Source organism: Candidatus Babela massiliensis, assembly GCF_000513475.1.
Lineage (GTDB): Bacteria > Babelota > Babeliae > Babelales > Babelaceae > Babela > Babela massiliensis.
On sequence record NC_023003.1, the window covers coordinates 998523 to 1010381 of the forward strand.

At 27.3% G+C, this 11859-nt stretch carries 8 protein-coding genes; 6 read left to right on the top strand and 2 right to left on the bottom strand.

All coding sequences use genetic code 11. The features are described 5' to 3' along the window. Positions 1–77: 77 nt before the first annotated feature. Complete coding sequence (locus BABL1_RS04545; RefSeq protein ID WP_171814741.1) at positions 78–1391, top strand: hypothetical protein; 1314 nt, start codon at positions 78–80, stop codon at positions 1389–1391. Between the two features lie 23 nt (positions 1392–1414). Here the strand turns inward: BABL1_RS04545 and dnaE are convergent, their stop codons facing one another. Beyond that, a complete protein-coding gene (gene dnaE / locus BABL1_RS04550) occupies positions 1415–4867 on the bottom strand; it encodes a DNA polymerase III subunit alpha (protein WP_023792968.1) in 3453 nt (1150 codons plus the stop codon). 173 nt (positions 4868–5040) lie between these two features. Between dnaE and BABL1_RS05300 the strand changes: the two genes are divergently transcribed. From BABL1_RS05300 to BABL1_RS05305, 5 genes are all read left to right on the top strand, one after another. Next, complete coding sequence (locus BABL1_RS05300; RefSeq protein WP_023792970.1) at positions 5041–6120, top strand: ankyrin repeat domain-containing protein; 1080 nt, start codon at positions 5041–5043, stop codon at positions 6118–6120. 95 nt (positions 6121–6215) lie between these two features. Next, on the top strand, positions 6216–7451 hold the full coding sequence (locus BABL1_RS04560; RefSeq protein WP_171814742.1) for an ankyrin repeat domain-containing protein: 1236 nt from the start codon (positions 6216–6218) through the stop codon (positions 7449–7451). 106 nt (positions 7452–7557) lie between these two features. After that, positions 7558–8565: a Holliday junction branch migration DNA helicase RuvB gene (gene ruvB / locus BABL1_RS04565; RefSeq protein ID WP_023792973.1), complete on the top strand. Its 1008-nt coding sequence runs from the start codon at positions 7558–7560 to the stop codon at positions 8563–8565. Between the two features lie 17 nt (positions 8566–8582). Next, positions 8583–9305 carry a YebC/PmpR family DNA-binding transcriptional regulator gene (locus tag BABL1_RS04570; RefSeq protein WP_023792974.1) on the top strand — a complete coding sequence of 241 codons (723 nt, stop codon included), beginning with the start codon at positions 8583–8585 and terminating at the stop codon, positions 9303–9305. 22 nt (positions 9306–9327) lie between these two features. Continuing rightward, a complete protein-coding gene (locus BABL1_RS05305; protein WP_023792975.1) occupies positions 9328–10245 on the top strand; it encodes a YicC/YloC family endoribonuclease in 918 nt (305 codons plus the stop codon). A 95-nt stretch (positions 10246–10340) separates the two neighbouring features. Here BABL1_RS05305 and BABL1_RS04580 read toward each other — a convergent pair whose 3' ends face one another. After that, positions 10341–11714, bottom strand: coding sequence for a hypothetical protein (locus BABL1_RS04580; protein ID WP_023792976.1), 1374 nt, complete (start codon positions 11712–11714; stop codon positions 10341–10343). Positions 11715–11859: the final 145 nt, after the last annotated feature.

Consider the following 11859-nt stretch of genomic DNA (forward strand, 5'->3'; position numbering starts at 1 on the left):
ATAGCATTTTTATTGATTGACTTCAATTTTATTTTTTATTTATACTTATCTTATAATATTCTTATTTGAAATAAAAAATGGAGCGCGCTATGAGCACTAATTTAAAGAGGGCTATTTATGTTATTGTTTTAATTACCATAGTTAACTTAGTTAATTCAGGTTTTTTTAGTGATATTTATAAAACTCTAAAGGATCAAGTAAGTAGAGTTTATAGAGGAAATAAAGGCGAAGATATACAAAATAGTAAAGATGAAAACTTGTCTGAGCTTGAAAAAGAGTTTGAAGATTTGTTAATTAGTGACACAAATGAAGTACCTAATTTTAAATTGAACATTAATCAATGGGCGCAACTTGAAAGAAAAAAGTGGCATAGAATGTCTCATGATCAGTTAAAATTGAAATTTGGTTATTTGTCTACCATTATGTCGGATGATTTGAAATATTCTAAAGATATTGGCATAAGAGAATCTGATATGTATGTTCCTGCTAATTACTCTGAATCCAAAAAACCTGTTGTTATTGTGGTTTTACATGGAACTTTTGTCCCTGAAGCTCCTGATTACTATGATCCAACTTCTATTTTTTACAGTAATGTTTTAAGATTTGGTAAACAAATGGCAGATAAAGAAATGATCCCTGTAGAGGTTATTTCTTTTAAGTGGAGTGGCCATAATAATACCCCAGCAAGGCAAAATGCAGCAGTTATTTTAGCATCTTTATTAAATGAATTTTATTCTGATTATAAAGTATTTACCATTGCTCATAGTCATGGGTGTAATGTAGTTAATAATGCAACTCGTTTATTATCAGCCAACTTATTTGTAGATCATGCCATACATTTGGCATGTCCGGTAAGAGATAAAACAGAAGATAAATTTAAACCGTTACAATTTAAAAAATTAACACAATTTTACTCAAATAGTGATTTAGTAGCAGCTATAGGAGCTATAACTACTGATGATTTAACATCATTGAGTTGTCGTAAATTTGAGTTACAAGATTTGAAAAAAATAAAGAACTTAAGAGTTATGCTTAACGGTACTGATCCAGGGCATTCAAATTCTAGAAATTACATTATATTTAATTTGCTTGAGATACTTAATATAGTAGATAATAAGTATATACTCAATAATGATCTGATTATCAATTTAGAGACAGATATTATATCTTCTAATCCAGTACTGATTGCAGTACGAAATTATGTTAAGCCTGAAAGTCTATCAAATGATTCTAAAAATGTTAAAGAACAGTTAAAAAAAGAAAACGATTTTAGTGAATCCCAAAAAGATATATTTAAATCTATTTATCATAAAGATATGAGTCTTAAGTATAATCAAATTTATAGACTTTTAAATGGAGTATATCAAGAATTGATTACTATATGTAGTTAAAATTTTAAATAAATAGATATAGTTTAAACTATATCTATTTGTGTTTCTATATTTTCTTGTTCTATTATTTCAAGTAACTCTTTGCTTATTTTTATTTTATCTTTAGCTTCTATTTTTACTAATTGCTCATTTTCTTTAAATTTGATTTCCAACGTTGAAGATCCAAAAATTATACTTTCTTTAATTTTTATAATAGATTTTTCGTTAGTATTGTCTTTTAAATTTAATGTTAACTTATTAGATATACTTTCTTCAAATATAAGGTCTATGGGAACAATACTCTGAGCTTTGATTTTGATTAATTTATTAGAAGTAGGATCTATAATTCCTTTGACTATAAATATATTATAATTTTTCAACCATGGCTCCACTTTATTAAATAGTTTAGGAAAGACAACTATTTCAGCTTTTGATGTATAATCTTCTATTAAGATAAATGCCATAGGATCGCCTTTTTTAGTTGTTATAGTCCTATTGCTTTTAACTATTCCACAGCATGTAATCAATTTTTCATCGTTTATGTTATGCAGATCTGATAAATTAGATACTTTAGTCCATTTGATTTCTTTTTTGTAACTATCAAGGGGCTGTGCACTAATATATATTCCAAGAAGTTCTTTTTCTTTCTCTAATTTTATATTATCTGGCCATTCTTCTTTTAATTGAAAGTTATAAGTAGTAGCTGCAAATTCATCTTTTGATTTGGCTTTTGCAAATATATCAAAGAGACCCATCTGTCCTGTTAATTCTTCTTTTTTCTTTTCAAGAGCTAAGTCGATTATCTTATTTAGCTCTTCAAATTTTTGAGCCCTATTTCCAGGTAAACTATCAAGTGCTCCTGAACAAATTAAACTTTCTATTACTTTTTTATTACATACTCTTAAATCTACTCTTTTACAAAAATCAAATAGATCTTTAAAGAGTTTTTTATCAGAGGTTTTTTCATACAAAGTCTCTTGTATATTAGAAATAGCAGCTGTTCCTACGTTTTTAATACCGCTTAGGCCAAATCTTAATTGGTTATTAATAACAGTAAAATCTTTTTCAGAATAATTAATATCGGGAGGTAAAATATCGATACCCAGTTCTTTTGCTTCTTGTAAGTAGAAAGACATTTTTTCAGCATCAGATGATTCTAGAGATATTAAACAAGCCATAAATTCAGCACAGTAATTGGCTTTTAAATAAGCAGTTTGATAAGCAATTAAAGCATAAGCAGCTGAGTGAGATTTGTTAAAACCATAACCAGCAAAATAGGCCATTAAATCAAATAGCTCTCCAGCTTTTTTACCATCAAAGTTATTTTCTATAGCTTTTGTTGTAAAAATAGCACGTTGTTCTTCCATTACATCTGCTTTTTTCTTACCCATTGCTCTTCTTAAGATATCTGATTCTCCTAAAGAATAACCGGCAATGGTAGATGCAATTTTCATTACTTGTTCTTGATAAACGATTACCCCATAAGTTTCTTTTAAAATACTTTCAAGTTCATCAAACAGATATACTATTTTTTGGCGCCCATGCTTTCTCTCAATAAAATCATCGACCATACCTGATCCAAGAGGTCCTGGTCTGTATAAAGCGTTGACTGCAATAACGTCTTCAAAGACCTCTGGCTGTAATCTTATTAGAACGTCTTTAATGCCATCAGATTCTAACTGGAATACTCCTGATGTTTTTCCGGCAGACATTAAATCATAAGCTTTTTTGTCATCTATTGGTATTTTGCTTATATCTATTTCTATATTATGATTTCTCTTAATTAAATCTAATGTATTTTTTATCAAAGTTAAGTTTTTTAATCCTAAAAAGTCCATTTTTAGAAAGCCTAAGCTTTCAAGCTCTGTCATTGCATATTGAGTTACTAAATCAGTACTTTTAGGAGGTATATAAACCGGTAATACATCAGATATTGGTTCTGGAGATATAACGATACCTGCAGCATGTTTAGATGCATGACGAGTAAGGCCTTCTAATCTGAGAGCTAAGTTAAAGATATGAGCTACTTTAGAGTTGCTTTCTATTAATTTTTTTAATCTCGGTTCTTGGTCTATAGCCTCTTCAAGTGTAATCTTAAGTTGATCTGGAATTAATTCAGTAATTGCATTAGAATCCTCAAAAGGAAACCCAAGTGCACGAGCAACATCTTTTATTACACCTTTTGCCATCATAGTTCCAAATGTAATTATTTGGCAAACTTTATCATGTCCGTACTTATCTTTTACATAATTTATTACTTTATCTCGACCTTCTATACAAAAATCGATATCTATATCAGGCATGGAGATACGTTCAGGATTTAAGAACCTTTCAAAAAGTAAATTATACTTAATAGGATCTATATCGGTAATTTCTAAAGACCAAGCAACTATAGATCCAGCAGCTGAACCGCGCCCTGGTCCTACTGGTATATTATTTATTTTTGCCCATTTAATAAAGTCACTTACAACTAAGAAATATCCTATAAAGCCCATTTTAGTAATAAGAGAGACTTCTAAATCTAATCGCTTCTGGTATATTTCGATTTTATCTGAATCTATAGAGCCTTTTTCTATTAACTTTTTAAATCCTTCTTGACATAAATTTTTAAAAAATTCTTCTTGAGTTATTTGTTGAGGGATCTCAAATTGAGGGAAAAATAATTTTCCTGTTTCAAAATCAAAGTTACACATATCGGCAATTTTACCGCTGTTCCAGACTGCACTTTCGTGTTGAGAAAATATATTCAACATCTCTTGTTCAGTTCTTATATGTACTCTACAGTCACCAAATGTAAATCTATTGGCATCTGTTATCTTATGATGAGTCTGAATAGATAACATAACCTCATGAGCTTCTCTATCATCAGGTAAAATATAATGACAATCGCCAGTTGCTACGCACTCTATATTTTTTTTCTTACTTATTTCAAAAATCTTTTGATTGAGTATTATTTGTTCTTTTTGGTCTTCCGGCTGAACCTCTAAATAAAATCTTTCAGGCCCAAAAACATCTAAGAACCAGTCTATTTTTTTTTCAGCTTCTTGTTCATTATTCTGCATAAGTAAACTTGGTATATGCCCTCCAAGACAAGCAGAAGTAGCAATTAATCCTTCAGAATGTTTTTCTAAAATTCTATAATCTATTCTAGGTTTAAAGTAAAAACCTTCTTGATATGAATAAGAGATTAATTTACAAAGATTTTTGTAACCAATTGCATTTTCAACCAATAAAATCAAGTGATAATATTTATTTTCTGCATCTTTTAATTTAACATCTTGAGTAAAATAAGCTTCAATTCCTAAAATAGGCTTTATTTGGGCTTTTTTAGCTTGAGCAAAGAATCTTACTGCACCAAATATATTACCGTGATCGGTCATACATAGAGCTTTAAAATTATTTTGTTTTCCAAATTTGATTAATTTGTCTATTGCAATAGCACCATCAAGCAGAGAATATTCCGTATGAAGATGCAAATTAGTAAAATGTTTACTCATAATATTATATTTTTAGAAGATTTAGAAATAACAGTAATATTATAAATTATATATTTTTAAGCTCATAATTGCAATTTGATGTTGTGGTGATTGGTTAACTTTTTGACATATTTTATTTTGAATTTTATAATTAATAACAAATGTATTTATTATTTAAAAAAAAAGGCAATAAAATGCAATTAAAAAAGCTCTTTATCGGTATAGCTTTGTCAATCACAATGTTTTTTACTAATATCAAATCTATGGAAATGTCAGAAAAAGCTGATCTAAATAGTTTACATCTAGCGTTAAATATTACTAATTTACCTGAAGAAGTATTATGGCTTATTTTAGAACAAGTTATAGATCAGACAATAAAAGATTACTTTAATAGTTTTGATAATCTTTTTGATGTATCTACTAGAACCTGTGAGAAGAATTTTAAAGAAATAATAGAAGATATATGGAATATATGTATTTATGTCCCTAAAACTTGTCAAATATTTAGAGCAATATTCAATGAATATGGTAATCGTAAAAAAAGAGCTATTGAGAAATTTAGAAAAGAAAGATTTGATTATTTAGCAAGCAATATCAAATTAAAGTTAGAAGAAATAAAGTTAACTAATACTTCTCAAGTAAAAATTGATAAAGCTTTATTTTTGTGCTTGAGTAAAATTGATTTAAGTCAAAAAGAAAATTTAAATTATTGCTATTATTTAAAAGAAATTATCGATTTAATATTTAAAGGTGCCAATAAAGAGATCATAACTCAATTTAGTGGTAATAATGTCTTATCTATTTTTATTGACCATGGTTATATAGATATTTTTAAATGGTTAATAAGTATAGGGTGTAGTATAGATGCTAAAGATGAATGTAAACGTACTCTCTTAATTCGTATGGTGCAAAGTAAAAGAAAAGATATGGTTGAATTGATTTTGAGTTATAAACCAAATTTAGAGATTAAAGATAATATGTGTTATACTGCTTTAATATGGGCCACTATAAAAGGTAATAGCGAAATAGTTGACTTACTTTTAAGACATGGAGCTAATGTTAATGCTGTAGATGATCTAGGAAATATAACAGTATTAATGAATGCGGTTGAAAGAGGACATGAAGAAATAGTTAAGTCGCTTTTATCAAATGGTGCTAATGTATTTACTAAAAATGAAGTTAATGAAACTGCTTTAGATATTGCGAGAAAATTTGGTCATACAAAAATAGCTCAATTAATAGAAAAGCATATAAGAAAGCAAGATAATATTTAAGATATTACAGATTAAGATTAAAGATAGAGATGAAAAAGAATTTTTTAATCAGGTTTTTATATTTGCTTTTAATTTTTAATTATAATTTAAATTCAATGTCATTATTTCGACAAAATCATTTAAGTGAAAAATTAATTACTGATTTGCCTAACGAAATGGCTTTGCTTATTTTAAAACAGGTTATAGATCAGACAATAAAAGATTATTTTAATAGTTTTGATAATCTTTTTGATGTATCTATTAAAACATGTGAAAAAAATCTTAAAGAAATAATAGAAGATATATGTCATGAATGTATTTATGTCCCTAAAACTTGTCAAATATTTAGAGCAATATGCAAAGTATATAGTAATCAAATAAAAATAAGCATTGAAAATTTTAGAAAAGAAAGATTTGATTATTTAAAGAATAATATACAAGTTAAATTAGAAAAAAATAATGATAAAGTAGATATAGAAGTGCGTAAAATATTGGATCAAGCGTTTAATAACTCAAGATTTAATGAAGTTCAGCTTGAAGTTTTATTAAGAAAAGTTCTGTATTTAATAGCAAATGAGGCAAATATTAATATTCGAAGTGATTATGGTTATACTGCATTAATGATTTTTTCTAAATTTGGTTATAGAGATATAGTGGAATTTTTAATTGATGTAGGAGCTGATGTTAATGCTATAACTAATTCTATAAGAGCACCCGGAGTTATTGGTAGCAATAATTCTTTAATATATGCGATTAAAGAAAGGCATTATGATATAATTAAATTACTTATTGATCAAGGCGCTGATATTAATGCTAAAAATGATTGGAATATAACTCCTTTAATTGAAGCGGTTGAATCTGGTAATAAAGACATAGTAACGTTACTTTTAGATAATGATGCTGATATTGATATTAATTCTAAAAGAGGTACAGCTTTAATGATATCTGCTATGAAAGGTTATTATGATATATTTAAATTACTTATTGAAAGAAATGCTAATAGTGATTATAGAAATAATATGGGTGATAATGCTATGAGTCTAGCTGCTTATTATGGTCATTTGCCTATAGTAAATTTGTTAATTGATAAAGCTGTCGACAATATTAATGATCAAAACCCATTAACGGGCTGTACTGCTCTAATGGAAGCAATTAAAGTTGGTCATGTAGAAATTGTTCAATTATTCTTAAGTAAAAACATAGAGCTTAATCTTAGAAATAATAATGGTCAAACAGCTTTAGATATTGCTATAAGAACTTTAAATGATTTTAAATTTTTAAAAAATAATTCATTACAATACAAAACTATAGTAAAATTAATAAAAGAGTATGAGAGAAAAAATATTAGTTAACTTTTGATTAAGATTTTTAATTGATAATTTTAATTATTAACAAAGTATTTATAATATGCTAAAATACGTATAAATGCAGTTTTTGATATTATTTGAGCAGTAATCAATGAAATCTATCGATAATTTAAGTATGTTATTTATGCAAGAATCTCAGGATTCTTACTCTCAAGATTCTTACGATTTTCATCCTAAAAAATTCGATGATTATTTAGGTCAAAAAGAATTAAAAGAAAAGTTAGCTCTTTATACTAGAGCGGCATTAATGAGATCAGAACCTTTAGATCATATGTTGCTTTTTGGGCCTCCTGGTCTTGGCAAAACTACGCTTGCTCAAATTATGGCTAATGTCATGAATGTATCTATAAAAATTTGTAACGGTCCTATGTTAGAACGCACAGGGGATTTGGTTGCCTTATTAAGTAGTCTTGAACCTAAAGATATACTATTTATCGATGAAATTCATCGCATGAAAGTTAATGTAGAAGAAGTGCTTTATAATGCTATGGAACATTTTAAAGTTGATGTAATTATAGGTCAAGGAGCAGGAGCAAAGTCTGTTAATTTACCTATTTCTCAATTTACTTTAATAGGAGCAACTACAAAAGCTGGAATGATCTCAGCGCCGTTAAGAAGTAGATTTGGGATTATTGAAAGACTTGATTTTTATTCTGATGAAGACTTGAAAGAAATTATATTGCAAAGCGCTTCTTTTATTAAACTTAATCTTGATGATATTGCGGCCTTATCTATTGCAAGAGCATCACGTGCAACTCCTCGTATTGCAAAAAAGTTGCTTAAAAGAGTAAGAGATTTTGCTCAAGTGAAAGATATTGATAAAATAGATCAAGAAGTGGTTAATAAAGCTTTAGAATTTTTGTCTATCGATAAAGATGGATTGACATATGTTGATCATTTGATATTAAAAATTATTATTGAAAAATTTGACGGAGGCCCCGTTGGTCTTGAGACTATAGCGTCAATGATTGGTGAAGATAAAGATACAATAGAAGATGTTTATGAGCCCTATTTAATGCGTTGTGGTTATATTGAAAAGACTCCTCGTGGACGTCAAATAAATTATAAAAAGTTAATTGAATTAAAATCAAAATTATAAAATTTTAGGGAGATTTAATGGCAGGTCATTCCAAGTGGTCTCAAATTAAACATAAAAAAGCAAAAGAAGACTCAAAGAGAGGTAAACTTTTTACCAAATTGATTAAAGAAATTAGCATTGTAGCTCGTCTTGGTGGAGGTGATCCAGCAGCTAATGCTAAATTACGTTTATTATTAGAAAAAGCAAAAGAAATTAATATGCCTCAAGAAAACTCAGTACGAGCTATAAAAAGAGGGTTAGGTCAATTGCCAGGACAAGCTTATGAAAGTTATACTTATGAAGGTTATGGACCAGGTAATATAGGTGTAATAGTTGAAGTTCTTACTGATAATAAAAATAGAGCAATTGCAGAGCTTAGACATCTTTTTAGTAAAAAGGGTGGTATAGTTGCTGAAAATGGTGCAGTTAGCTGGATGTTCCATCGTTTGGGAGTTATAAGAATAGTTGCTAATAATGTAACTGAAGATTCTTTAATAGAGAACCTTTTAGATTATGATATAAAAGATATAAATATAGATACAGAAAATAATATAGCAACGATTACTTGTGATTCTCGTGTACTTGATGAAGTTAAGCAAGCTTTGATGGATGCTGGTTATAAAATCGATAGTGCAGAAATTGAATGGGTTCCAGAAAATACATTATCATTAAATAAAGAAGATGAAGAAAAAGCTTATGACTTTTTAAGCGCTTTGGAAGACCTTGATGATGTTCAAAATGTATATACTAATTTAGATTAATTAAAAATCAGGGAAATATAGAGTGAATATAAAAATTTTAAGTATGACAGGATTTAGTTCTTTGAGTGTAATGTTACCTGTTAAAGAAGGTCTTAATGTAACTATGACATTAAAGTCTTTGAATTCTAGATATTTTGAATTTAATGCTAAGCTTCCATTTTCTCTTAGCAAGTTGGAATTAACATTAATGCGCTATTTCAAATCTAAACTCCATAGGGGTAATGTTAGCTTTTCACTTTATATTAGTAATCCTAGTTTACTTTCTCATCCTATTGAACCTGATTTTAGTCTTATATCTCAATATATTAATTCAGTAAAATTAATTAAAGAAAAACATGCAATTATTGGTGATTTTGAGATAAAAGATCTTATAAAATTACCAAATATATTTCTTATAAAAGAAGAACCTATAGAAGATAATATAACCAATAATATTATGTTCCATATAGAGAAAATGGTTGAATCTTTAATTGAGACACGTGTCTTGGAAGGCAAAGCTATAGGTCAAGATCTATTAAATCGTATTTTATTGATAAAAGAATATATTGATCAATTAGAACCTCGATCTAAGATAGTTGTAAAGGAACGACAAAATACTCTTAATCAAGCATTAGAGTCTTTGGCTCAGTACTCTTGTGATAATAATGAAAATAATGGTTCTTTAAAAGAATCACAATCTTTAATTATTTATAATCAATTAGAAAAAATCGATATACATGAAGAAATAGTACGTTTTAAGACTCATGTTGATAGTTTAATACAATTGTTAGAATCTTCAGTAATTGAAAAAGGCAAAAAAATAGATTTTACTCTTCAAGAATTATTTAGAGAAATCAATACAATTGCTGCTAAATGTTCTGATTCTATAATTAGTAGTATTGCTATAAACATTAAAGTAGAGATAGAAAAAGCACGCGAACAAGCACAGAATATAGTATGATTATTAAAAATTTTTGTTCTGATATAATATTTTAGCCTTAATAAATAAGCTAACCATAATAATTATGGCTAGCTTAAGTATATAAATTAACTTTGTTATTCAGGAGCTTCTTTTTTTAATTCTGTTAAATCTGTATTAATTTCTTCTTGATTAGAGTATAGCAAATTGTCCTCTGGTAAACTATTATCATTAATAATTTTATCAAGAATGTCACTAATAATTTTTAGTCTATTATATTTATCCTTATTTGTTAAATTCTCGTTTCTCATTATTTCATATCGTAAGTCCGATAAAAGAGCATCAACAAAATTTAGTCCAAAATTTTTATAATGCAAAATTATTTGTTGTTCAATTATTTTATTAGTATTGCTATTAATATTTTCAAGGTTTTTAAAAATCTCATTTTCTTTAAATTTTACTACACCATACTCTAGCCATTTCATATATCCGATAAGCAATGGAATAATATCTTGAATATTGGGGTTGCTCATCAATTTATTTTCATAAACGATTTCACTTGATCTAGGATAATACTTAGAAAGACGTTGATAAAGATCAGAAATTATATCCATAACTTGATTTTCTGGAAATAAAAACTGAATAAAATATATACTTTGATCTAAATATCTAGCTTCTTGTGGAAAATATTCTCCATAAATATAATCAAGTACTTGGTTAATTTCATTATTAGATAATTTGCTTAGAATGTTGTTAGCCGTAATTTTATCATCTGAATCAAAAGCTGAAATGATTTTTAAAGCTTCTTCTTTTATGTTATCAGGAGTTTTTCCTATTAATTCTATTTTATTCTCTTTCTCTTTTTCTACAAAAGCTTTTAATAAATTGATTAATTTATCTTTTACTATTACAATAAGTTCCTGAATTTTATAATAAGAAGGAGCTATTTCGTCTGAATCCATGCTGTAATCTGTTAAATACTCTAGTAGATCTATGTAAAATCTTTCTATACGTATTTCTGAAGTGGAATAATCTTGTATTATATTATTTAAAAGAATTTTCAAATCATCTATTGAAATATCTATATTATGATGCTCAGGCATTGCTATATAGTCTATTATGGTTTCTGCTATATTTAACTTAGAATCATAACATAGGTTATTAAAGAGTGATATGTCGTAATTTTTATTTAATTCTTTTATAAATACATCAGGCCTATCTATTTGATTAATTATGGAGCAATAAATTTCCTCATAAATAATATCCTGAGGAAGCTGAGTCTTATTTAAATACTCTTTCATAAAGTTAAATGCGGTCTCAGGATTTTTTTCAAGTTGTTTATCATAAATATTTAATGCTTCTTTTGCTATTGGTAAACTTGCCATTTTGCCCAAAGTAAGTATTTCTTTAGGAAATTCTGTTTTTGTTTCTTCCTCTTGTTGCATAGCAATTTTATTTGTATTTATTGTTGTTAATATCATAAGAATATAAAATTTATTAATTATTTTCATCTTTACCTCCTTTATCATAATAAAAATTTTCGTAATGCATAATTTTCATGTACTATAAGTATAACAAATTTAAGACTATAAAGTACAATAAAAATTAAAAGCTTGAATATTTTTAATTTTTTTAATGATAATAAATTACACGATG

Bases quoted from the DNA above. Each gene is read 5' to 3' on its own strand.
- ruvB (WP_023792973.1), top strand. From the start codon at position 7,558: ATGAAATCTATCGATAATTTAAGTATGTTATTTATGCAAGAATCTCAG.
- BABL1_RS05300 (WP_023792970.1), top strand. From the start codon at position 5,041: ATGCAATTAAAAAAGCTCTTTATCGGTATAGCTTTGTCAATCACAATG.
- BABL1_RS04580 (WP_023792976.1), bottom strand. From the start codon at position 11,714: ATGAAAATAATTAATAAATTTTATATTCTTATGATATTAACAACAATA.
- BABL1_RS04545 (WP_171814741.1), top strand. From the start codon at position 78: ATGGAGCGCGCTATGAGCACTAATTTAAAGAGGGCTATTTATGTTATT.
- dnaE (WP_023792968.1), bottom strand. From the start codon at position 4,867: ATGAGTAAACATTTTACTAATTTGCATCTTCATACGGAATATTCTCTG.
- BABL1_RS04570 (WP_023792974.1), top strand. From the start codon at position 8,583: ATGGCAGGTCATTCCAAGTGGTCTCAAATTAAACATAAAAAAGCAAAA.
- BABL1_RS04560 (WP_171814742.1), top strand. From the start codon at position 6,216: ATGTCATTATTTCGACAAAATCATTTAAGTGAAAAATTAATTACTGAT.